This is a genomic window from Tsukamurella sp. DT100 (genome assembly GCF_049844855.1).
Taxonomy (GTDB): Bacteria; Actinomycetota; Actinomycetes; order Mycobacteriales; family Mycobacteriaceae; genus Tsukamurella.
The window spans coordinates 58831-82065 of sequence record NZ_JBNCLV010000011.1 but is presented as its reverse complement, the minus strand read 5'-3'; the positions used below and the strand labels follow the sequence as shown (position 1 = coordinate 82065).

Sequence of the window (23235 nt, the reverse complement as noted above, 5' to 3'; positions counted from 1 at the left end):
CCGTTGCCCCGCAGTCGATTCCGGTCACCGGTCGAGCCAGTGGTCCACGGCGAGTGCACGGGCGTCGCTCAGCGCCGAGGCCTGACAGCTGAAGCCCACCACGGTGCGGCCGTCGTCGAGCACCACCGAGCCCAGGGTCATCGGGGCGGGCAGCCGGGTGAGGAAGCTCCCCAGCGCGGCGGGCGCGAGCCGCCAGAGCTCGCCGCGAATGCCGCGGCCGTGCTCGGTGTCGTGGACGAGGCCCGGCTTGGGCGGCGTCGTCGCCAGTTCGACCAGCCGGTACTCGCCGGCGGTCCGGATCTCCCCCGCCCAGTACGCCCCGAGCGAGGTCACCTCGTGCTCGAGCGGCTGGCCGCGCAGGTGCGCGCCGAAGACGGCCAGGTCGACCGCGCCGGCGAGGCCGAGGTTCCACGGCGCCACGGGCTGCGCGCCGGTGATCCGGGCGGCGAGGTCGAGCGCGACCCCGTCGTGCCCGGCGGGCGCGAGCACCGTGATGCCGAACTGCGCGCCGTCCGCGGTCTCCCCCGCCGGGACGGCGACGCCGCACAGGTCGAGGAGGTTGCAGAAGTTGGTGTAGGTCCCCATCTCGGAGTTCACCCCGACCGGGTCGGCGGCCACCTCGGCGAGGGTCGGGTGGCGGGGCGCGGTGGGGACCATGAGGCCGGCAAAGCCGTCGAACAGCGCCGCGGCGCGCGCGGCGATGGCGCGCAGCTCGGCCTGGTCGGAGGCCAGACGGTGCGCGGGAACGTCGCCCGCGGCGCGCACGATTCCGGCCACCGTCGGATCCAGTGCCGCGTCGTCGCCTGCCGCGGTGACGAACTCTCCCACCGCGCTGTATCGCTCGGCGACGAGTGCGCCGTCGTAGAGGAGCTTCGCGGCGGCGAGCAGCTCGGAGACGTCGACGGGTTTGACCCGCAGCCCGGCCGCCTCGGCGCGGGCGACGGCACCGTCGAAGGCCTCGCGCCAGGAGGCGGGCAGGGCGGGGAGCTCGGCGGGGATCGCGAGCGCCGCGTCGGGCGCGGCGGCGAACGGGGTGTCGGCGGCCCAGCGGCGGGCGCCGGTAGTGCCCATGACTGCCATGGCGCGGTTCGCCGTGGCGACGTCGCGGGCGAAGACCGTGACGCAGTCGTAGGACGCGCACGCGGGCACGACCCCGTCGGTGCTGACGGCGCCGATCGTCGGCTTGATGCCGACGATGCCCTGCAGCCCCGCGGGCACGCGGCCCGAGCCCGCGGTGTCGGTGCCGATCGCAATGTCGGCGTAGTCGAGGGCCACGGCGACGGCGGAGCCGGAGCTCGACCCGCCGGAGATGCGGTCGGGCCGCCGGGCGTCGCGCACGGCGCCGTAGGGGCTCCGGGTGCCGACGAGGCCGGTGGCGAACTGGTCGAGGTTCGTCGTGCCGAGCACCACGGCCCCGGCGGCGCGCAGGGCCGCGACGACTGCGGCGTCGGCCCCGGGGCGGTAGGCGTAGCCGGGGCAGGCGGCGGTAGTCGGAAGGCCGGCCACGTCGACGTTGTCCTTGACGGCGAGGACGACGCCCGCGAGCGGGCCGCCCGCCGCGAGCGACGCGGCGTAGTCGGCGGCGACCTCCGCCTCCGGCCGCAGCGCGAGGAACACCTCGGGGCGGTCGTCCGCGGCGATGCGCCGGTAGATGTCGGCGATGCGGGTCATGCTGCGCTCCTCGTGAACTCGCCGGCGGCCGCCCACCGGCCGCGCTCCTCGTCGCGGGCGATCTCCATCGCGGACCGTACCCGGGCGATGTCGTCGGCCTCGCGGGCCAGGAAGGCGCGGTGCGCGGAGAGCGAGAAGGATCCGGGCGTGATGTCCACCGAACCGCGGCCGGCGGCTGTGTCGGCGCGCAGGTCCGCGAGCTCCTCGGTGCCGACGGGATACCAGCTGATCCGGTCGAAGTGCCGCAGCAGCCAGGGGTGTTCGGGCTCGAAGCCGCCCGCCCTGAGCGGGTGCCGGTGGTTCCACACCTGCGTCGTCCGGCCCACGAACTGGTAGCCGCCGGGTCCCTCCATGCCGTAGATGCACAGGTACGCGCCGCCGATGCCGACGGCGTTCTCCGGCGTCCAGGTGCGCGCGGGGTTGTACTTGGTGGTCACCAGGCGGTGCCGCGGGTCGAGCGGGACGGCCACGGGCGCACCGAGGTACACGTCGCCGAGGCCCAGCACGAGGTACGAGGCGTCGAAGACGATCCGCTGCACGTCCTCGACGGAACGGAGGCCGTTCATGCGGCGGATGAACTCGATGTTCCAGGGGCACCACGGAGCGTCGCCGCGGACGCCGAGCACGTACCGCTCGATCGCCTCGCGCGTGCTCGGGTCGTCCCAGGACAGCGGCAGGGCGACGGTGCGGCTCGGCACGATCATGTCGTCGGCGGCGGGGAGCTGCGACTCCGCCTCACGGATCCAGTCGAGGGCCGCGGGCTGGCTCAGCGCGGTCGGGTCGAGCTTCACCTGCAGGCTGCGCACGCCGGCGGTCAGATCGATCAGCCCGCGCGGGGATTCGGCGCGCAGCCGCTGCTCGAGCGCGTGCACGCGCGCGCGGGACTCCAGGTCCAGCGTCATGGCGCCGTACTCGACGAGGATGTTGTCGTCGCCCGAGCGGCGGTAGGTGATGGTGGTCTCGCCGTCGACCGTCACGGACCGGGCCAAGACGCCGTCGTCGGCGTCGCCACCGGCGGACAGCACGACGGGCAGGTTCGCGCGGCGGGCAGCGCCCACGGCGCCGGGCGAGGCCGCGGAGGCCGCACGGACGGGGACGAAGCGCACACCGTCCCCGGGGCGGAGCTGGCCCAGTTTCCAGCGGTCGGCGGTGGTCACCGTGACCGGGCAGACGAAGCCGCCCAGGCTGGGACCGTCGGGGCCGAGCAGGATCGGGGTGTCGCCGGTGAAGTCCAGCGCGCCCACCGAATAGGCGTTGTCGTGGATGTTCGACGGGTGCAGCCCGGCCTCGCCGCCGTCGGGGCGGGCCCACTCGGGCTTGGGGCCGATGAGCCGGACGCCGGTGCGATCCGAGTTGAAGTGCACCTCGTAGGCCGTCTCGTACAGGGTCGCGATGTCGGCGTCGGTGAAGTACTCGGGGGCGGAATGCGGTCCGACGGTGACCGCGAGCTGCCACTGGGTGGTGAACGCGGGGACCTCGTCGTCGAGGATGCGGCGCGGAGCGGTGGCGGCGGTGGTGGTGCCGAGGGGTAGTTCGTCGCCGGCGATGAGGGTCCGGCCGTCGTGGCCGCCGAACTTCCCCAGCGTGAACGTCGAGGCGCTGCCGAGGTAGTCGGGCACCGTCACCCCGCCGCGGACGGCGAGGTAGACGCGCATGCCGAGCGATCCGGTAGTGCCGACGGCGAGCTGCTGCCCGGGGCGGAGCTCGACGGGCGCCCAGGTGGGGACGGGCATCCCGTCGACGGTGACGGTGACGGGCGCGCCAGTGACCGCGACGGTGGTGGCCTCGTCGACGGTGACGGCGAGGCCGCCGAGGGTGCACTCGAATCCCGGTGCGCCCTCGTCGTTGCCGACGGCGAGGTTGGCGAGGCGGAAGGAGAGATCGTCCATCGGGCCGGACGGCGGGACCCCGATCGACCAGTAGCCGGCGCGGCCGGGCCAGTCCTGCACGGTGGTCATCGGGCCGGGGCGGACGACGGTGAGGGTGGTCATGCGGCGGCCTCCGAGATCTCGAGTTCGACGGCGGTGGGGTCGAAGCCGTTGCAGGGGTTGTTGATCTGCGGGCAGTTGGAGATCAGCACCAGGGTGTCGATCTCGGCGCGCAGCACCACCTTCTTCCCCGGGGCGGAGAGGCCGTCGACGATGCCGAGCGTGCCGTCGGGGTCGACGGGGACGTACATGTAGAAGTTGACGTTGCCCACCAGGTCCCGCTTGCCGAGGCCGTGCCGGCTGCCCTCGATGAGGAAGTTCTCGACGCAGGCGTGCTGGTGCTTGGTGTGGTGGCCGTAGCGGAGCGTGTTGGACTCCTGGGAGCACGCGCCGCCGAGGGTGTCGTGGTGGCCGACCTCGTCGTCGACGATGGTCATCATCGGCCGCGACTCCTGGTCGCGGATCACGGTTCCGGCGCCCAGGAAGATGCTGCCCTGGCCGAGGATCGTCTGCTGGGCGCTGTAGCGGACGGTGCGGTCGTGCGCGCCGTAGAAGAGGGTGTCGACGGCCTGGTTGCCGTGCAGGTCGGTCATGGTGAGGGTGTAGCCGGCGGGGACGATGCCCGACCAGGGCGCCCGCGGGGTGACGGTGGCGATCATGGGTGGTCCTTCGGTCGGTGGTCGGCGATCAGCGCGCGGCGCGGTGGGCGTCCTCGGAGTTCGCCACGGCGCGCTGGTATTCGGGGTCGGTGTCGGTGGCGGCGACGAGCGCGGCCAGGTCGTCGTCGGCGCGCCAGGCCAGCACCTCGAGCAGGCCGGTGTCGAAGGTCGGCGACAGGTCGAGCGGGTGGGCGGTGTTCGCGACGGCGACGATGCACGGCAGGTGCAGCACGAGCTCCACCGTCTTGCCCGCCCCCGCGCTGCCGGTGGAGGCGAGGGCACCGTCGGCCTCCACGGTGACGCCGTGGAAGAAGGAGACGGACGGGGCGACGTCGGTGGGCGTGAGGCCGTGCTTGGCGGCGGCGAGCACGAGCAGTTCGCGGCCGGCGGGGCTGTCCGAATGCGCCTCCCCCGCGCCGTACTTGGCGGTGTTGGTGGCGAGCGTGGTGGTGCCGCAGAGGGCGTCGTGGCGGCCGGAGCCGTCGGCGACGACGGTGGCGAGCACGCGCCCCTGGTCGGAGAGCAGCGGGTGGCCCGCGCCGAGGTAGGCCTGCCACGGCACCTTGACGGTGTCGGCGACGTTGAGCCGCTCCCACGGGGCGTCGGCGCGCCAGAGGAGGATGTTCGCGCAGGCGGTGCCGACGGTGTCGGTCAGGCGGATTCGGGTGCCGCGCGCCAGCACCTTCGACGTGTAGCGGCCGCCCGGGACGGTCTCCGCCCAGGTGAGCGCGTCGGCGGGCACGCCCGCGGGCGGGTCGGGCCAGGCGGTGGCGGGCACCGTCGGCATGCCTTCGACGCGGGTGTCGGCCTGGGCGCGGGCGTGGTCGCGGGCGCCCTGGGTGGTGGCGGTGGTCTCGGCGATGGCGGTCACGTCAGATACCTTTCGTGGCGGGGAGGTTCGGGAGGACTGCGGTGACGGGGCGCGGGTGCGCGCGACGCGGGAAGCAGGCGATGCCGGCGAGGACGACGACCGCGATGGTGATCGGTCCGGCCCACTGCAGGATCGGGGATTGTCCTGTGGGGTCGTAGATCTCGGCGCGCGGCCACGCGAGGTTGATCACCATCGCGCCGCCGTAGAGTACGGCCGCGGCGTTGATCGGCACGCCCCAGCGACCCAGGGTGAAGACGGGCTTCCCCTCGGAGTCGCGGACGGTGGCGCCGTGCGGCCAGCCGCGGAGCCGCTGGTAGAGCATCGGCACCGTCACCGACAGGTAGGCGAGGTAGATGAGCACGATGCACACGCTGGCGAGGGTCGCGAAAATCGCGGGGTTGCCCACGTTGACCAGCAGGACGGCGACGCAGAGGACGCCGATGAGCACGGCCGGGGCGACGGGCGCCTGGGTGCGCGGGTTGACGCGGGAGAGCTTGTCCGAGAACGGGAGCCGGTGGTCGCGGGCCATGGAGAAGATGAGGCGGCTGCACGCGGTCTGGATGGCGAGCGTGCAGATGAAGACGGCCACGGCCACGTCGACCAGGAGGACCTTGCCCCAGAACGAGCCCAGGACGGACTGGAGCACGTAGGGCAGGCCGCCGGCGGCGAGCTCCTCCCCCAGCGTCGGTGCGGCCATCAGGGCCGTGATGAGCATGAGGCCGCCGCCGACCGCCGAGGCGGTGAGGGCGAACCGGATGGTGCGCGGCGCGACGCGGCGGGGGTTGACGGTCTCCTCGGCGAGCTCGCCCGCCGAGCCGAAGCCGACCATGACGTAGGCGGCCATGAGGCCGGAGACGATGAACGCGCCGAGGTAGCCGCCCGAGCCGGTGGTGGTCGCGTGCGAGGTGTCGAAGACGACCTGGGGGCCGCGCTGGGCGTGCATCGCGAGGGCGCCGATGACGGCGACCACGCCGACGAGCTCGCACGTGACGCCGATGGCGTTGATGCGGCTCATCCAGTGCACGCCGATGCAGTTGATGGTCGTGGTGACGATCAGGAGGATCGTGCCGAGCAGGACGGCGTTGGCCGCGCCGCTGGAGCTGGTGAGGGACGGGTCGTCGCCGATGATCTGGAAGCCCGACCACACGGTGGGCAGCACCACCTGCAGCGCGATCGCGGCCGCCGCGGCGGTGACGATCTGCGCGAGGATCATGAACCAGCCGCCGAACCAGCCGACCACCTCGCCGCCGAGGCGCCGCGACCACTGGTAGATCGCACCGGAGATCGGGTAGCGGGCGGCCATCTCGGCGAAGCACAGCGCCACGAGGAACTGGCCGACGTAGACGAGGGGCCAGGTCCAGAAGAAGGCTGCCCCGCCGAGCGAGTAGCCCAGGCCGAACAGCTGGAAGATGGTGGTGAGGATGGACACGAAGGAGAACCCGGCGGCGAACGACGCGAACGTCCCGAGCGAGCGGCGCAGCTGCGGCTGGTAGCCGAGCTCGGCGAGATCATCCGAATCATGGTGTCGGGGTTGGGTGGTTGTCATGGGCGGCTTCCCTGTCGGAGCTCTATCTGTCAGTTGATAGAAAACCGTTCTCCGGGGTCACCCGGATTGCCCCGCTGTAAGGACTGGGAAAACCGGCGCTACGAACATGTTTCGTGGCAGGTAGCCTGGCCGCTGTGACGGAGGCGAATGGCGGGGCCGGCGGTGGAGCCGGCGGCGGGGCGGAAACCGCAGGTAGGCGGGGTCGTCCGCGTGCGAACGACCCCCGCCGGCCCGGCGCCACCGCCGTCGAGGAGATCCTCGACGCCGCGGCCGAGCTGTTCACCCAGCGCGGGTACGCGGCCACCTCGACGCGGCAGATCGCCGAGGCCGTGGGCATCCGGCAGGCCTCGCTGTACCACTACTTCCCCACCAAGGGCGAGATCCTGACCGCGTTGTTGGAGGCGACGGTGCAGGCGCCGCTCGCGCTCGCACGCTCCGTGGTTTCCGCCGACGGTTCGCCTCTGGAGCGCCTACTGACGTTGGCCCGGTCCGATGCCGGGCAGTTGCTGGCGGCGCGGTACAACCTTGGGGCTCTGTATCACCTGCCCGAGCTGGCGGCCGACGAGTTCGCCGAGTTCCGCGCCGACCGGGCGGAGCTGGCCTCGCATTACCGTTCTCTGGCCACCGCTGTTCTGGGCGACGACGGTGACCCGCGCACGCTCCTGCCGTTCCGGCTCGTGGAGTCCGTGATCGGCCTGCGGTCCGACGGTGCCGTCGGCGCAGGTGCGGGCGGTGGTTCCGGGGCCGCGTTCGACGACGGTGATGTGGTGGACGCGATCTGTCGGGCGATTCAGCGGGTATTGACGTAGCCGCTGATCACGGCGCCTTCGAGATCGCCAGCGTCGCCCACTCGATCGCCTTGTTGCACTCTGCCACGAGACCCGCAGAAGGCTTGCCAGCACTGCCAATTCGGTAGCTCGAGTGCACGATTGCATCCTCCGACATGAAGGACGCGAAACAGCCCGTGTCGCGCTCGGTGGTGACAATCACTCGGCGCCCGTTGATAATTCGATCAGGCTGCCACGGCCGATAGCTCTGTTTGACCTTGTAGATGTCGAGCGACTTCTCATTGCCCAGAGTTTGACTGAAGAACGCGACGCGATCGGGGGACTGCCACCAACATCCACGAAAGTTGGGCGACACGGATATTGCGGCATCTTTCAACGTGCCGGGATCTGCGCCGAGAGCCCGCATCTCGTCGTCCGAGTATGCGGTACACGGCTCGAAGCTGGTGCCGTCATTTCTGTCGTTAGTCCTACCAGAAAATTCAGGTGTGAACGGCAATGGCCGAGCGGACATCGGGGCAGAGGGCGACTCGATGCTCTCTCCGGGAACCGCCTCACCACCAACCGAAACCGCGCATCCCCCAAAGAGTAGCGACGAAGCTACCAGGCACAGGCACCACCGCAGTCCCACTTCAGTCCAACCTCACCGCACCGATACCTTCAACGTTCCTGAGTTCCGTGCTCCCGATGTCCTTCGCAATCTGCCGCAGCGCCGCAGCGATGGTCCGCGCTTCACCGAGCTCGCGAGTAAAATTCTGCACCACCGAGTGCTCATGATCGTGCACGGCAACCCCGGTGTTGTGAGTCGCTGCGCGCCCCTCCACAGTGTCTCCGAGGTAGTTGTTGCGACCGACCCAGCCAAGAGATTCAATGATCGTCTCGAGCCTCTCCGCGTGCCGTTCGTGTGCCTTCGCGAGCTCCTCGATCGGGTCCCCCTTGAGCACCATGTTCGGACGGTCGGCGATGCGCTGCTGCGCCTCGTCGCGGATCTTGTCCGCTTCGGGACTCCCCATGATTCCTCCGATCGTCACCGGCAGGCGAGCACGCGCCCTCATCAATTGGACGCACCAGCTCGGCGATCGGTTCCCAACTCGTCCACCGAACAGAGAAGGGGCGCGGCCGATGCGGCCACACCCCTCCTCACGTTGAAATCAGTCCGTCTTGACCTCGCTGCGATCGCCGGACCACAGGGTGTGGAAGGTGCCCGGCTTGTCGACGCGCTTATAGGTGTGAGCGCCGAAGAAGTCGCGCTGACCCTGAACCAGCGCGGCGGGCAGGCGGTCGACGTTGAGCGAGTCGAAGTAGCTCAGCGCCGTCGCGAAGCCCGGGACCGGCACGGCGGCCTGTGTGGCGGTGATGACGACGCGGCGCCACGCCTCCTCGCCGTCGCGGATGGCCTGCGCGAAGTACGGGGCCTCGAGCAGGGTGTTGAGGTTGGGGTTCTCGGCGTAGGCGTCGGCGAGCACGTTGAGGAACTGGGCGCGGATGATGCAGCCGCCGCGCCAGATCTTGGCGACGGCGCCCTTGTCGATGTTCCAGCCGTACTTCTCCGCGCCGGCGATGATCGCGTCGAAGCCCTGGGCGTAGGCGACGATCTTGGAGGCGTAGAGGGCCTTGGCGACGTCGTCGACGAAGGAATCGTCGACCCGCGGCGCCGTGGGCCGCTCGATGCCGAGCGCGCGGACCGCGTCGCGCTGCGCTCGCTTGGACGAGACCGCACGGCCGAACACGGCCTCGGCGACGCCGCCGACCGGCACGCCCAGGTCGAGGGCGGTCTGCACGGTCCAGACGCCTGTGCCCTTGCTGCCGGCCTGGTCGGTGACGATGTCGACGAAGGGCTTGCCCGTCTCCGCGTCGACATGCTTGAGGATGTCGATGGTGATCTCGATGAGGTAGCTGTTGAGCGGCCCCTCGTTCCACGTGGCGAACAGGCCCGAGATCTGGGCGGGCGTGTAGCCGGCGACGTTGCGCAGCAGGTCGTAGGCCTCGCCGATGAGCTCCATGTCGGCGTACTCGATGCCGTTGTGGATCATCTTGACGAAGTGGCCGGCGCCGTCGGTGCCGACGTGGGTCACGCAGGCCTCCCCCTCCGCGACCGCGGCGATCGACGCGAGGATCGGGCCGAGCGTCTTGTAGGACTCGGCGGTGCCGCCGGGCATGATCGACGGCCCCTTGAGCGCGCCCTCCTCGCCGCCGGAGATGCCGGCGCCGACGAAGTGGATGCCCGTCGGCGCGATCTTCGCCTCACGGGCGATGGTGTCGTGGAAGTTCGCGTTTCCGCCGTCGACGATGATGTCTCCCGGCTCGAACCGCTCCTTGAGCTGCTCGATCACCGCGTCCGTGCCCGCACCCGCCTGCACCATGATGATCGCGGTGCGCGGCTTCGCGAGGCTGGCGACGAACTCATCGATGGTGTCGCTGGCAACGAAGTTCGCCTCGGGGTGGTTCTTGGCGACCTCGTGCGTCTTCTCCGGCGAGCGGTTGTAGATCGCGACGGTGTTGCCCTCCCGGGACGCCAGGTTGCGGGCCAGGTTGGAGCCCATCACCGCCATCCCCACCACTCCGATGTTCGCCTTGGCGTCGTTGCTGCTCATCGCTTGCTCGTCCCTCTTCCTCATGGTGGTTCACACTCGACCCCTACGTTACGTCCCCACGCCCGACGGTGTCCGATGCTACGTCTCGCGGTTCGCGATTCGTCGGGGTCAATCGGCGGCGGTGCCGGGCAAGAGATTCCACCCTTCACCGATCTCCGGCAATACGTCCGAAAGGACAGCGATCTCAGTGGCCTTTCCCACTCGATGGGCAGAATAATTCAACTCGAACTCACGCCTCCTCCGGCTCCCGTACAGGTCAGCAACCTTGGAGACGTTGTCGTAGGTAAGAAGCCAAGGCCGGCCAGCATGCTCGTTGAGGACTCGCGCCAAAGACTCATGGTCTGCTGGCGCGAAGGCGTTGAGGTACAGGGAACCGGCCTTCTCAAAGTATGGCGGGTCTGCATAGATAAAGGCATCGTCACGTTTCGCGTATTCATGGATTACATCTATGCCGTCACGCGAGGTAGCAACAATACTATCCGAGTATAGTGACAGGATTCTAATTCTCTCCGCCAGCCCTTCGCGATTGAACCGAGCGTCGATCTTATAATTGCCGGACTGGTCGAGGCCACCGATAGGCCCGCCGTTAAGGACGCCCGATCTATTGGTGCGATTGAGGTAGAAGGTAGCAAATCCGAGTTCTGCAAGCTGGGACGTGTCGGCGGCGGCGTATATCTCCCGTTGTCGCCTCCATTCCGCGACCCCGAGTTCAACCTTGTGAATTTTATCGATAAGCCATCCGGACTCACGCTGAACTGTCGACCAAAACGCATAAATTGCGGGGTCAAGGTCGTTAATAACAACGCGTTCCACTTGACCTGTTACCAGCAATCCGAGCCCCGCACCGACACCTCCCGCATAGGGCTCCACATAGGTGCATCCGGCAAGGTCCATGTCCCGTATGAGCCTACGTAGGCGCGAGTACAGCGCAGACTTACCGCCTGGATACCTGAGCGGTGAGACCCGTGGTCGTCGCATGGATACTCTGACGTTTGGCGCACTCATGGCTTCATCAGGTATCTCATCAACGAATCAATCGAGGCCCACATTGAGAACGCTTGGTCGGCATCGACCATGAAATGGTGATTGTGGTTTATCGCGTTCAACGAGTCGCCCGAGTTGGTATAGACAACGAGCTTTCCGGTCCGCACCCCCTCGATTACCTGAATCAGAAAGGTTGGCCCGTGTGTCTTTACGTAGTCGAGAAGCCACTTCAGGGCATGACTAAGTTGCACCCGTCCGTTCTGACTGTTGCCCGTCGCTTTGATATCGACAGATTTCGCCTCGGCGAACGCCTTGATAGACTTCTCCAGGACAGCGCGGGTCATTAGGAAGGTGCCGTTCGGGAACTTCTGGACATCAACTTCCGAGAGCTCTCCCAGGAGGAGCTTCAATGCCTCCGGGTATGCGTCCGGGGGCGTGACCTGGCCTAGGTCCAGATTGCGCGGCTTCTTCTTCTTGGAGGTTGGAGGCTTCTTCGCTGGCGGCTTAGCCGTCGGAGCAGAGCTCGCGGCTCCGCTACCCGTTCCCGTTGTTCCTCCCGAGCCGGCTCCGGCAGTGCCGGATGGCCTTCCGCCACCACCAGGCGAAGCTCCTCCTGGAGCTGAGCTCCCACTCGACGTGGGGCCTGGGGTCGAGCCTGCGCCATCGGCGGGCGGCGTGGGGTCGTTGGCGTCCGCCACGATCTGACGAAGTTCCTTCATCAACTGCGTATAGCGCGGACTACTGACAGAGTTCAAGCTGCGAGTGTTGATATTCTCCTCGTACATACCTCGCACGATGACCGTGGCCATCTCCTTGAAGGTGGCATCGGAGACGCCCTTCGAGATATTTCCGCGCGCGTCCATCGCGAGCCCGGTGAGCGCTAGAAAGTCCTTGGATTCGTAGATTCGAGCCAAGGTTGATAGGCCTCGTGCCCATTTTTTGGTTGCAAGGAAGTCTTGAAGCTCAGCATCGTCGTACCTGACCGACTTGAAGAGATTGATGACGTGGGCACGGAATACAAACTTGCGGACGTCAATTGTCGGATAGCGAATCAGTAGGTCGCTCAGCTTCCTCCCCGAATCGATCTGCGCTTGAAAGAAGGCCGCCTGCCTGCTCGGACTCCAAGGCTTCCTGAGATTGCCTGTATGAATGGCCGCAATGAGTTGATCGGCCACAGTCTGGTTGGGCGCAACCATGACTCGCACCTTCGCAAGGCGAGATCGGTCCGGTAGCGCGGACGCGTACGCGGCGATCCTGGCTTGAAAATCCGGCACCAACATGGGATTCTGAATAGCTTTGAGAGCCGCAAGACGACGGTTCCCCTCGACCATGACATACCTACCACGGCGCTTGAGAACCACAGGCGTCTCGTGCGTCAAGTAGCCGATCTTGCAGATGCCTTCAACTAGTCCCAAGGCATCCTCGTTGACGAACAGGTCCTCAATGATGTCGGCTTCAACCTTGGCATCGACTGTCTCAAGGCGAACGTTCTTTGGATCAAGATAGACCTCCTTCAGGACGTCCAACTCGGCTATCGGCCACAGCGATGTATCTAGCATGCGCCCAGCCCCGGCTCGGAACATGCACCGGACAACAAGCACAGCAAGTCAGTCGTCATGCAACTCGCCCCCTCTCTGTGTTCCTGCACCCCGGACGTAGTCGAGGACATCGCTTCTTACGAAGCGCCATGCCCTTCCGACCTTCTCCCCAGGAAGAGCTCCCGCGCGTGCGAGAGCAAGCACGGTCTTGGTAGAGACGCGCAACAGCGACGCTGCTTCATCCGCCGTAAGAACTTCCTGCTCATCCGTCATCTTCCCATAGCCTCCTTGAACGGGCCGCATCTTCACGATAGCAGAGTTGCCCCGTCCACCCCATCTGCTCGGCTGCAGCGATGTCTCGCTACATTCGCGGAGTCAGACCACGCGAGTTTCTGGGCCGTTCTTCCAGCCTTGCGGGTTCTGCGCGACTGTTCGGGCGCTGACAAGGATGGCACGGGCGCGGGCACATCGACCTTCTGTCTGATGCTCTGCGCTGTCGGGCCGAGCGGGTTCGATCGTCGGCGATCTGGTAGCATTCTTTTTGCACGAATCACTTACGCGTTTGCGTTCGATGCGCTTTGAAAGTACTCAGCCGTCATGGGGCGATCAAGCGCCCATGTGATAGCAATAGGACGCTCACCTTCGTGACGTATGCATTGGGCAACGCCAAGAAAGATGTAGGGTTCGGCGCCGCACCCACCAATTTTGTCGACACGAACAAATAGTAGAACAATACTACTTCCTTCAATATAGCGCCGCCCGGCCGCCGATTCAATGGCTGTCCTAGTCTGCGACTCCCAATGGAACTCGTCTCTACTAATCGGGTAGTCGCGGTACATCGTGGTCGGCGAAAACGTGTCGTCAGTCTTCACGAGATTGACAAACAGAGCATCGATGTTTCGCGCCGGGATCCACTTCACACCCGCAACGAAGGTTCCGGGCCGATCTGACAGTGATGCCTGCCCCAGACCCGCGAGGATCTCCTCCCGCGAATACCGCGCATGTACGCGAAGCGGCAGACCGGCAAGCTCTCCTTCTAGCGGGTACGTGACGCGTCTGGACGTGTCGTGCGCCAGATCCATGATCTCGAGGAACTCGCTCGTCGCCGCCTTCTCTTCGCGGAGTGCATCCAAGCCTTCGTCGTAGCTTGCGAACGCCGGCCTGCCACCGTTGGGCCAGATCGTGAAGAGCAGCATCTTCGCAAGTATCTGGTCAGTCTCGCTCATGTCGTCGTATGGGGTGTCATCTGCGATGATTCGCCTGTACCCATTGACCCGAACTTCATCGTCTACGTGAGCGAACACCTGACTACGTCGGAGCAGTTCTTTCTCGCGCGGCCCCGGCGGGTATGCCAGGTCGATGCCGGCCTCGCGGCAAAGACCGGTCCACGAGCGGTCGCCCTTGATCACAGAGGCGAGGTCGATCCCGGTCGCTTCGAGGAAGCCTGCCAGAGTGTCCTCGCCCGCAGAGCGGACCTCGGCGACGAGCTGGGGCCGACGGAGGTTGAGCTGGCGTTTCACGTTCTCGAGGACGAACGCCTGTGTATGGCGGTCCAGCTCGATACGGCATCCAGACGGCAGGTAGGGAAAGGCATATTCGACTTCCTTGACCAGTTTGCCTCGTGAAATGCCGGTCAAGGCGCGGAGGCGCTTGTCCCAGCGGAACTCCTCGCGCTGATGACCGACGAAGTCGAGGACCGTCAACACGGCCTTGTCTGGCGTGCGCCGGAGCCCCCGACCCAACTGCTGAAGGAAGATTGTGGCGCTCTCAGTCGGGCGGAGCATGAGGACGGTGTCGACTTCCTTGATGTCCAGGCCCTCGTTGAACACATCGACAGAGAAGATCGCGTTGATGCGACGGTCACGCAGGTCGGAGAGCGCCTGCCTGCGCGCATCGTCGCTGGTCTTCCCTGACACCATCACTGACGGTATGCCGGCCTCAGTGAACTTGTCGGCCATGTACTGGGCATGCTCGATCGAGACGCAGAAGCCCAGCGCACGCATCTGAGCCGGGTCAGCCAGCTTGTCCTGGATTGCCTTCAGAACCATCCGCACGCGGGCGTCGTTGCCGGTGTACAGCTGCCCAAGTGCAGTCTGATCGTACTTTCCGGCTTTCCACGCGATCGCGGTCAGATCCGTACCGTCGGCTATGCCGAAGTAATGAAAGGGGCAAAGGAGCTCGGCGCCAAGCGCATCCCAGAGACGGAGCTCAGTGGCGATTCGGCCGCCGAAATACTCGCGCACATCGAGGCCGTCAGCGCGTTCCGGGGTCGCAGTCAGACCCACCAACTCTTGAGGTGAGAAGTGGTCAACCAGGCTCCGGTAGGTGGGCGCCGCTCCGTGGTGAAACTCGTCGACCACGATTACCTCGAAATGTTCAGCTCCGAGCGTGTCGAGGGTGTCCTCCTTCAGAGATTGGACGCTCGCGAACACGTGGTCCCACCGCTGGGGCCGCTGGCCGTTGACCAAGAGCTCGCCGAACGCTCCGTCGGCCAGAACCTCGCGGAACGTGCGCTGTGCCTGAACCAGAATTTCGCGAGTGTGCGCTACAAACAACAGGCGCGGACGCTTGCCGCTCGCCGGAATCAGACGTCGGTAGTCCAGTGCCGCGAGGACGGTCTTTCCGGTTCCCGTCGCTGCCACCACGAGGTTCCGATGTCTGTCGTGTACTTCGCGCTCGGCCTGCAACTCGTCCAGCATCGTCTGCTGGTACCGGTACGGCCGGACCTCCAAGCCAGACACGTTGATCGTGACGTTGCCCGAGGAAGTGAGGCCGGAGGCCTCGCGAAGAGCGCGATCGAGCCGCTCGCCGTCCCGATCAGGGATGTACTCCTCGAATCCGGGGTCTTCGCTCCAGTAGGTCTCAAACGTCGCCCGGAACTTGTTCAGCAAGCTGGGAGTCGCGACCTTCGACAGACGCACGTTCCACTCGACTCCGTCGACCAGTGCGACGTTGGAAAGATTCGACGACCCGATGTACGCCGTGTCGAATCCCGAGTCACGGTGGAACATCCACGCCTTGGCGTGAAGTCGCGTACGCAGAGCGTCGTACTGCACTCGCACCTCAGCGCCATACTTCTCAGCCAGTCGATCGAGGGTCTTGCGCTCTGTGGAGCCGAGGTAGGTCGTAGTAATGACCCGGAACGGTTTGCCGGCCTCTGCGAGCGCCTGCAGCTCGGTCTCGAGGAGCCTGACCCCGCTCCACTTGATGAACGCGCAGAGCAGGTCGACACGGTCAGCAGAGGCAATCTCCGCCTTCAGTTCGTGACCGATGGAGGGCTCTCCTCTGCCGCTGTTCGTCAGCAGGGCAACCTCGGAGAGCGGCGTCTCGGGCCGAGTTGAGGTCCGATCGACAACGCCGGGCGCAGGCAACTGATAGAGGCGCGCAAGCTGGGTCGCCGGATCGAGAATCGGGCTGTCCAAGTCGCCCGCCACAGCCAGCAGACTGTTCGCGAGCTTTATCCGCTCCGACTCGTCCTTCTCCCCCGCGATCGCACGCTCCACGATGCTCGCCACGTGACGAGCGAGCACGTGCGGCTGGTCGGCCTTCTCTACCGCGCGCGTATCGCTTTGCAAGCCCGTCGCTTTGATCCGATCCCGAAGGTCCGCTGTGTGCAGCGACTCGTAGATCCCCTCGTCCATGGGCGCCAGTCTGGCACCTCCCTCTGACATGAACGGGCAAAGGTGCCAGAATCGCTGGCATGCACTCTGACGCTCCGCGGCTCGTCGTTGGCGCGATCATCGTGGACGACCTGGAACAGCCAACCAGAGTTTTCGCTGCGCGGCGCACAAGCCCAGTGGCGCTCGCCGGCCTCTGGGAGTTCCCCGGTGGCAAGACCGAAGTAGGTGAGACGCCCGAGGCTGCGCTCGTCCGCGAGATCCGCGAAGAGCTCAGTGCGACCATCTCTGTCGGTCCCGAAGTACCCCATGCATCAGGCGCATGGCCAATCTCGGACAAGTACGAGATGCGGCTCTACTTCGCAGCCGTCGCGCACGGAAAGCTCGCGCCGGGCGACTCCCACGACGAGTTGCGCTGGATGGCACCCAGCGACCTTGGATCCATCGCTTGGTTGCCCTCAGACGCAGGCGCGATCGAAACTATCCAAGAACGCCTTACGACCTGGGCTACTTAGACCTGGAGGATAAAGGGGCCGTGGATACCGCGGACTGCGGCGAGCTGCGGCGCGTATCTGGTATCGCGGATGTTGCTCGCGTAGACCGAGAGGTGCTCGCCGACCTCATCGTGTTCGATGCATGGATCGCCCCTCCCATCGCGAATCGCTGTGATGCACAACCCGTCTTGGTTCCAGTCGAACCAAATCGCGCGGGCGTCAGGCGACGCCTCTCTCACCAACCCTGCAATCAGATCCACAACGAGCCGGTTGATCTCGCGTTCCTTCGCCGGGCCAGGGGCAAGGCCGAATGCTCGATCCAACTCCCGGTCGAGAACCGCTCGTGTGTCCACAAACACCTCCACGCGTTCATCCAGCCGCGACTGGACGCGCCCGATTTTGTCACCCATGGTCACGGTTTCATACTGCCTGAACAGGCTCGCTCTCACACCGGCAGCGCGCCCAGCTCCTGGCCACGAATCCGCTGGGAGATGACCTGGGTGATGCCGTCCCCCCGCATCGACACGCCGTACAGCGCGTCGGCGACCTCCATCGTCGGCTTCTGGTGCGTGATCACGATGAGCTGGCTCTTGTCGCGCAGCTGCTCGAACAGCGAGATCAGGCGGCGCAGGTTGGTGTCGTCCAGGGCGGCCTCGACCTCGTCCATCACGTAGAAGGGTGAGGGCCGGGCTCGGAAGATGGCGACCAGCATGGCAACGGCGGTGAGGGACTTCTCGCCGCCGGAGAGCAGCGACAGCCGCTTCACCTTCTTGCCCGGCGGACGCGCCTCGACGTCGATGCCCGTGGTCAGCATGTCGCCCGGCTCGGTGAGGATCAGCTTGCCCTCACCGCCCGGGAACAGGGTCTTGAACACCTCGACGAACTCGCGCTCCACGTCCACCCAGGCCTCGGTGAACACCTGCAGGATCTTGGCGTCCACCTCCTCGACCACGCTCAGCAGGTCCTCGCGGGCCGACTTCACGTCCTCGAGCTGGGTCGAGAGGAAGTTGTAGCGCTCCTCCAGCGCCGCGAACTCCTCCAGCGCCAGCGGGTTCACCCGCCCGAGTGTTGCGAGGTCCTTCTCCGCGAGCTTGAGCCGGCGCTCCTGCACCGCCCGGTCGAACGGGAGACCCTGTGGCTTCACCACCGTCTCGCCGCGCTCGCGCGCCGCCTCGTACTCCTCCAACTCCAGAGCGGACGGGGGCAGCGGCACCTCCGGCCCATACTCGGCGACCAGATCGTCCGGCGACATCGCGAACGACGCCACCACCTGCTCCTCGAGCTGCTCGATCCGCAGCGCCGCCTGCGCACGCGCCACCTCGTCGCGGTGCACGGCATCGGTGAGCTGGGCCAACCGCGCGGTCAACGACGTCGCCTCCTGCCGGGCGACGTCCAGGGCGCCGGCGCGCTGCGCGCGTGATGCCTCCAGCGCATCACGGTGCGCAGCAGCCCTCGACACCGCGCGTCCCAACCGCGAGGTCACCAGCGCGGCGCCCTCCGCCACCGACGAAGCCACCGCCGCCGCCGACAGACGCGCAGCAGCCGCCGCCTCCGCCCGCTCCCGCGCGGCCCGCTCGGCAGCCGCGGCCCGTCGAAGCCCCTCGGCCTTGCCCCGCACGCCGGCCGCACGCTCCTCGGCGGTCCGGCGGGCCAGGCGCGCCTCCATCTCCACCGAACGCGCCGCCGACAGAGCCGAAGCCGCGAGATCGCGCTCCTCCGTCCCGACGGACACGGAATCGTCGGGCAACGCCTCGGCCAGCCGCAGGCGTTCCTCGTGCTCCACCAGCGCGGTCCGGGTCTCGTCCCGCGAGCCCTCGATCCGGGTTCGCTGCGCCACCAAGCGCTCGGCCTCGTCGCGCGCGCTCCGCGCGGCCTGCCCCAGTCGAGCCAGCTGCTCGTAGATCGCGCCGAGCTGCGCGTCCGACTCGTGCAGCGCCGCCAGCGCCGACTCCGTCACCTCGCGCCGCGATGCCAGTTCCTCGACAGCGCCGGCCAGAGCGGCCGACAGCGACTCCACCGACCGCCGGGTCTCCCCCAGCGTCGCCTCGGCGGCGTCGATCGACTTCTGCACCTCCAACGTCGACTGCCGCGCCGCAGAGCCGCCGGTCAGCACCCCGTGGGAGATGACATCACCGTCGGAGGTGACGGCCCGCAGTTCGGGCCGCGCGGCGACCACCGCCAGGGCGTCGTCGACGGACGAAACCAGCACGTGTCCGGCCAGCGCCGCCGTCACGGCACCCTCCAACGAGGGCGGGGCGGTCACGCACGACACAGCCCAGACGGCACCGTCGGGCAGGGGGCCCGTGGGCACCGTGCCGGGCGCGACGCCCTCGACGACGACGGCCGCCCGGCCCCCGTCGGCCTCGCGCAGCCGAGCAACTGCCGTCACGGCCGCATCGACAGAGCCCGCCGCGACGGCCTCCGCCACCGGTCCGAGCGCGACGGCGACGGCCTTCTCGTGGCCCGCACGGATGGAGAGCCGCGACGACACGGCGGCCGTCACACCGTCCACGTGCTCGGCGATCCAGGCGGCACCGTCGCCCCGGTCCAGATTCATCGACAGCGCCTCGATGCGCGCGACGAGCGAGGCCACCTTCTGCTCGGCCTCCCGCTCCGACGCGCGCAGCTCCTCCACCCGCGCGCTGGCGGCGTTGTAGGCCGCGACGCTGCGTTCGTGGTGCTCGTCGAGCGAGGCCTCGGAGGCGTCGAGCTCGGCGATCTGCCCCTGGACCTGCTCGAACTCGGCCTCTGCGGCCTCGGCGCGCTCCACCGCCTCGGCGATGGCGGCGGTGAGCCGCCCGGACTCCGCCTCCACGGACTCGGCGCGGGTCCGCAGCGTCTCGACCTGGCCGGCCAGGCGCGCGAGCCCTTCCCGACGGTCCGCGATCGCCGCGACCGCAGCCATGTGCGCCTTCTCCGCGTCCCGGGCGGACTCCTCGCGCGACGCGAGCTCCTCGGTGGCCTCCTCGAGGATCATGGCGGCCTCCTCGAGGGCCTCCATGAGCTCGGCCTCCTCCTCGGCGACGCGCTCGGCCTCGGCCTCCAGCTCGTCGGGGTCGCGGCCAGGAGCGTGCTGCACGGGCTCGGACAGCAGGCGGGCGCGCTCGGAGGCGATGCGCTCCGTCGACGAGACGCGCTCGGCGAGCGCGGACAGCGAGAACCAGCCTTCGCCCGCGGCCTTCACCGCGGGGTCGAGCTCGGCCACGGCCTCGGAGTGCTCCGCGACCAGCGCGTTCGCCTCGTCCAACTGGCCCGCGACGAGATTCTGCTCCTCACGCACCGCCGCCTCGTTACCGCTCTGATCGGCCAGCTCCGCGCGCCGGCGCACCAGGTCGTCGGCGGCCAGACGGAGCCGGGCGTCGCGGAGGTCGGCCTGGATCGTCTGCGCCCGACGGGCGACCTCGGCCTGCCGCCCCAGCGGCTTGAGCTGGCGGCGCAGCTCCGTCGTGAGGTCGGTGAGGCGGGCGAGATTGGCCTGCATGGAGTCGAGCTTGCGGACCGCCTTCTCCTTGCGGCGACGGTGCTTGAGCACGCCGGCCGCCTCCTCGATGAAGGCGCGACGTTCCTCGGGCTTGGACTCGAGGATCGCCGCGAGCTGGCCCTGGCCGACGATGACGTGCATCTCGCGGCCGATGCCGGAGTCCGAGAGCAGCTCCTGCACGTCCATGAGGCGGCACTTGGTGCCGTTGATCTCGTACTCGCCGGCGCCGTCGCGGAACATGCGCCGCGTGATGGAGACCTCGGAGTAGTCGATGGGCAGCGCACCGTCGGAATTGTCGATGGTGAGCGTGACCTCGGCACGGCCCAGCGGCGCGCGGCCGGAGGTGCCGGCGAAGATGACGTCCTCCATCTTGCCGCCACGCAGGCCCTTGGCGCCCTGCTCGCCCATCACCCAGCGCAGCGCGTCGAGGATGTTCGACTTACCCGAGCCGTTGGGCCCGACGACGCAGGTGATGCCCGGTTCGAGGCGCAGAGTGGTCGCCGAAGCGAAGGACTTGAAGCCCTTCAGTGTCAGCGACTTGAGATACACGAAACGCCAGTTTAGGCGGTGACCGTCAGAGGACGGCCATCGCCACTATCAGACCGAGCGCGACGTGCGACGCGGCGATGACGCGGGCCTGCGGCAGGAAGACCTCGGAGTACATGAGTTCCTCCATGTCGACGCCCGTGACCAGGTCGAGGACGCGCACGGAGACGATCTGCGCGATGATGCCGACTACGCCGTAGACCAGCGAGTAGATGACGCCGTCCAGCAGGTTGCCGCCGCCGGTGTAGTTGGCGTAGATCGCGACGACGATGATGAACGCCATCGAGAGCATGCCCGCGCCCGTGATGTAGGTGGCGTTGGGCTTGCCGGCCTTCACCAGGTCGCGCAGCTTGCCGGGAGTGGAGAGGTCGACGGCGTAGAAGCCGACCACCATGAGCAGCAGGCCGACGAGGGCGTACAAGCAGATCGCGCCGATGCCCTTGCCCAGGGTGCCCAGGTCTGCGGCGGCGAGGAGGGTCGTGTTCATGATGCGGTCGTGCCTTTCGGAGTGATGCGGTGCGGGATGAAGGCGGCACCGTCGTCGGTGATGAGTCCGGAGGTCTCGCGGATGCCGATACCGGCGGACTCGTCGCCGACGACCCAGGCGCCGATCACGGGGCGGTAGCCGTCGAACTCGGGCAGCGGGTCGAACATCTGGTACACGTAGCCCTCGGCGCCGTAGACGCCGCCGGTGGCCGTCTCACGGCCCGCGTCCACGATCGTGAGGTTCGCGCCCTCGCGCCCGAGCTTGGGCTTCTTCACGTACTCGGTGAGGAAGCCGGGGCTGTCGATGAAGGCGGGCAACAGGTTCGGGTGGTCGGGGTACATCTCCCACAGCACCGCGAGGATCGCCTTGTTGGAGAGGATCGCCTTCCACAGCGGCTCGATCCATGTGGTGGCGGGGATCGATTCGACGACCCGCTTGCCGAAGTCGTCCTCGAGGATCCACTCCCACGGGTAGAGCTTGAACACCGAATTGATCGGGGCGTCTTCGAGATCCACGAAGGTCTTGAGGTCGTGGTCCCAGCCGATGTCCTCGATGGGCAGGCCGACGGTGTCGAAGCCGGCCTCGGCGGCCGTCTCCTGCAGGTAGCCGGTGGTCACGTGGTCCTCGCCCGTCGCATCCGCGCCGGACCAGGTGAAGTGCAGCTCCGACGCCGGGATCACGTTGCGGATCTCGCCCCAGCGCGCGACGAGCGACTCGTGCAGGGAGTTCCACTGGTCGTAGCCGCCCTCGTCCCAGGAGCGCTTGTCCGGCGCGGTGTCCTGGAACCAGTACCACTGCACCACAGCGGCTTCCAGCAGCGAGGTGGGTGTATCGGCGTTGTACTCCAACAGCTTCGCGGGCCGCCGGCCGTCGTAGCGCAGGTCGAACCGGCCGTAGACGTGCGGGTCCTGCCGCTTCCACGACTCCTCGATCGGGCCCCACGCCCACTCGGGGATGCCGAAGTCGGCGTAACGCTCGGTGAGGATGACGTTCTCGACGGCCTTGAGGCACATGGAGTGCAGCACCTCGACCTGCGCCTCGAGGGCGAGCACCTCGTCCATGTCGAACTCGTAGAACACGGACTCGTCCCAGTAGTTCCGGCTGTCGCCGGCACCGTCGCGCGCGGGGGTGCCGAACACCAGGCCCTGCGATTCGACGGTCCGCTGCCAGCCCGCGCGGGGCGTTCCCCGCATGCGCCGCACTAGGAGCCGCTCGATCCGGAGCCGCCCTTGGAGCTCCCGCCCTTGCTGGAGGTGCCCAGGCCGCCGCGATCGATGTTCTTGCCGCTGGACCCGCTGTTGCTGCCGGCGTTGGTGTTCCCGCTGCCCGAGCCGCTCCTCGACCCGGTCCGCGAGCCGGCGGCGGGCGGCGCGGGTTTGCTCGCCGCGTTCGTCTGGCCGTTGGTGCCGAAGGAGGTGGTCTTGGCCGGGTCCACCGCGGCGCCCGAGGAGGTGCGGAAGGCGGTGTTGGCGGGCCGGTCGTAGCTGCCGCCGGTGATGCGGCCGTTGTTGTAGTTGCCGCCGTAGTTGTACCGGTAGCTCATGCCGTTGAGAAAGATGAAGCCGGTCACCGGGTTGTACGTGCCCCGCGAGCAGTAGTCGTCGGAGACAACCTGATCGCCGTCGACGGTGCAATACGCCGTCTGCGTGTTCACGTTCTGGGTGTTGTCGTTGTCCGGGATCGCGACGTAGAGGAGCGCGATCGCGCCCACCACGCCGACGCCGACCCCGGCGCCGATCATCTGCTTACGGCGGCGGCTCTTCTTCGCGGCCGCGGCGGCGGCTTCGGCGGCCTCGCGCTGCTCGTCCTCGGCGCGCTGGCGCTGGGCCCGCTGCCGGGCGCGGGCCTCGCCCACCGTCTCCGGGCGGGCCTGCGTGTTCTCGTCCTGCTGCCGCATCCGACCGGGCCGGCGCGGGGCCTCCCCCGTGTCCGGGAGATGCAGCTCCGGCGGCATCCCTGGGACGGGCATGTAGTTCGACTCCGGCCCGGGGATGTCGCCCACCGGGCGGTTCTCAGGGATGGGCGGCTGCATGC

General features: G+C 67.7%; 19 protein-coding genes. 2 read left to right on the top strand and 17 right to left on the bottom strand.

The window, feature by feature from the left end; genetic code table 11:
* Positions 1 to 24: 24 nt before the first annotated feature.
* The 5 genes from atzF to ACLQ3K_RS22785 are packed head-to-tail and all read right to left on the bottom strand — an operon-like array spanning position 25 to position 6675.
* Positions 25 to 1671 (bottom strand): allophanate hydrolase, encoded by a 1647-nt coding sequence (gene atzF, locus ACLQ3K_RS22805; protein WP_426001753.1) that lies wholly within the window; start codon positions 1669 to 1671, stop codon positions 25 to 27.
* Positions 1668 to 3662, bottom strand: coding sequence for a 5-oxoprolinase/urea amidolyase family protein (locus ACLQ3K_RS22800; RefSeq protein WP_426001752.1), 1995 nt, complete (start codon positions 3660 to 3662; stop codon positions 1668 to 1670). The genes atzF and ACLQ3K_RS22800 overlap by 4 nt, the downstream gene beginning before the upstream one ends.
* Positions 3659 to 4258: an urea amidolyase associated protein UAAP2 gene (locus ACLQ3K_RS22795; RefSeq protein WP_426001751.1), complete on the bottom strand. Its 600-nt coding sequence runs from the start codon at positions 4256 to 4258 to the stop codon at positions 3659 to 3661. Before ACLQ3K_RS22795 ends, ACLQ3K_RS22800 begins: the two co-directional genes overlap by 4 nt.
* 28 nt (positions 4259 to 4286) lie before the next feature.
* Positions 4287 to 5129 (bottom strand): urea amidolyase associated protein UAAP1, encoded by an 843-nt coding sequence (locus ACLQ3K_RS22790; RefSeq protein WP_336670634.1) that lies wholly within the window; start codon positions 5127 to 5129, stop codon positions 4287 to 4289.
* A 1-nt stretch (position 5130) separates the two neighbouring features.
* Positions 5131 to 6675: an amino acid permease gene (locus tag ACLQ3K_RS22785; RefSeq protein ID WP_426001750.1), complete on the bottom strand. Its 1545-nt coding sequence runs from the start codon at positions 6673 to 6675 to the stop codon at positions 5131 to 5133.
* Between the two features lie 134 nt (positions 6676 to 6809).
* On the opposite strand from ACLQ3K_RS22785, the gene ACLQ3K_RS22780 reads away from it, so the two are divergent.
* A complete protein-coding gene (locus ACLQ3K_RS22780; RefSeq protein ID WP_426001749.1) occupies positions 6810 to 7484 on the top strand; it encodes a TetR/AcrR family transcriptional regulator in 675 nt (224 codons plus the stop codon).
* 7 nt (positions 7485 to 7491) lie between these two features.
* On the opposite strand, the gene ACLQ3K_RS22775 is transcribed toward ACLQ3K_RS22780, so the two are convergent.
* The 7 genes from ACLQ3K_RS22775 to ACLQ3K_RS22745 form a co-directional block, all read right to left on the bottom strand.
* On the bottom strand, positions 7492 to 8091 hold the full coding sequence (locus ACLQ3K_RS22775) for a DUF3558 domain-containing protein (protein WP_336670637.1): 600 nt from the start codon (positions 8089 to 8091) through the stop codon (positions 7492 to 7494).
* 1 nt (position 8092) lies between these two features.
* Entirely contained in the window at positions 8093 to 8473 is a 381-nt protein-coding gene (locus ACLQ3K_RS22770) for a hypothetical protein (protein ID WP_426001748.1), read from the bottom strand.
* 138 nt (positions 8474 to 8611) lie between these two features.
* Positions 8612 to 10054 (bottom strand): NADP-dependent phosphogluconate dehydrogenase, encoded by a 1443-nt coding sequence (gene gndA, locus ACLQ3K_RS22765; protein WP_426001747.1) that lies wholly within the window; start codon positions 10052 to 10054, stop codon positions 8612 to 8614.
* A 108-nt stretch (positions 10055 to 10162) separates the two neighbouring features.
* On the bottom strand, positions 10163 to 11032 hold the full coding sequence (locus tag ACLQ3K_RS22760; RefSeq protein ID WP_426001873.1) for a DNA adenine methylase: 870 nt from the start codon (positions 11030 to 11032) through the stop codon (positions 10163 to 10165).
* Between the two features lie 23 nt (positions 11033 to 11055).
* Positions 11056 to 12564 carry a hypothetical protein gene (locus tag ACLQ3K_RS22755; protein WP_426001746.1) on the bottom strand — a complete coding sequence of 503 codons (1509 nt, stop codon included), beginning with the start codon at positions 12562 to 12564 and terminating at the stop codon, positions 11056 to 11058.
* Between the two features lie 81 nt (positions 12565 to 12645).
* Positions 12646 to 12849 (bottom strand): helix-turn-helix domain-containing protein, encoded by a 204-nt coding sequence (locus tag ACLQ3K_RS22750; RefSeq protein WP_426001745.1) that lies wholly within the window; start codon positions 12847 to 12849, stop codon positions 12646 to 12648.
* Between the two features lie 281 nt (positions 12850 to 13130).
* The gene (locus tag ACLQ3K_RS22745) at positions 13131 to 16217 is read right to left on the bottom strand and encodes a DUF3427 domain-containing protein (protein WP_426001744.1); all 3087 of its coding nucleotides are present in this window, start codon (positions 16215 to 16217) and stop codon (positions 13131 to 13133) included.
* 59 nt (positions 16218 to 16276) lie between these two features.
* On the opposite strand from ACLQ3K_RS22745, the gene ACLQ3K_RS22740 reads away from it, so the two are divergent.
* Positions 16277 to 16708 carry a (deoxy)nucleoside triphosphate pyrophosphohydrolase gene (locus ACLQ3K_RS22740; RefSeq protein ID WP_426001743.1) on the top strand — a complete coding sequence of 144 codons (432 nt, stop codon included), beginning with the start codon at positions 16277 to 16279 and terminating at the stop codon, positions 16706 to 16708.
* Here ACLQ3K_RS22740 and ACLQ3K_RS22735 read toward each other — a convergent pair.
* From ACLQ3K_RS22735 to ACLQ3K_RS22715, 5 genes are read right to left on the bottom strand one after another with little or no spacing between them, the layout of a single operon-like run.
* Positions 16705 to 17103 (bottom strand): hypothetical protein, encoded by a 399-nt coding sequence (locus tag ACLQ3K_RS22735; protein ID WP_426001742.1) that lies wholly within the window; start codon positions 17101 to 17103, stop codon positions 16705 to 16707. The genes ACLQ3K_RS22740 and ACLQ3K_RS22735 overlap by 4 nt on opposite strands.
* Positions 17104 to 17132: 29 nt before the next feature.
* Entirely contained in the window at positions 17133 to 20717 is a 3585-nt protein-coding gene (smc, locus tag ACLQ3K_RS22730; protein ID WP_426001741.1) for a chromosome segregation protein SMC, read from the bottom strand.
* A gap of 25 nt (positions 20718 to 20742) precedes the next feature.
* Positions 20743 to 21201, bottom strand: coding sequence for a DUF350 domain-containing protein (locus ACLQ3K_RS22725; protein WP_224646175.1), 459 nt, complete (start codon positions 21199 to 21201; stop codon positions 20743 to 20745).
* Positions 21198 to 22403 carry a glutathionylspermidine synthase family protein gene (locus tag ACLQ3K_RS22720; RefSeq protein ID WP_336670644.1) on the bottom strand — a complete coding sequence of 402 codons (1206 nt, stop codon included), beginning with the start codon at positions 22401 to 22403 and terminating at the stop codon, positions 21198 to 21200. Before ACLQ3K_RS22720 ends, ACLQ3K_RS22725 begins: the two co-directional genes overlap by 4 nt.
* Positions 22403 to 23233, bottom strand: a complete 831-nt coding sequence (locus tag ACLQ3K_RS22715; RefSeq protein ID WP_426001740.1) for a hypothetical protein — start codon at positions 23231 to 23233, stop codon at positions 22403 to 22405. Before ACLQ3K_RS22715 ends, ACLQ3K_RS22720 begins: the two co-directional genes overlap by 1 nt.
* Positions 23234 to 23235: the final 2 nt, after the last annotated feature.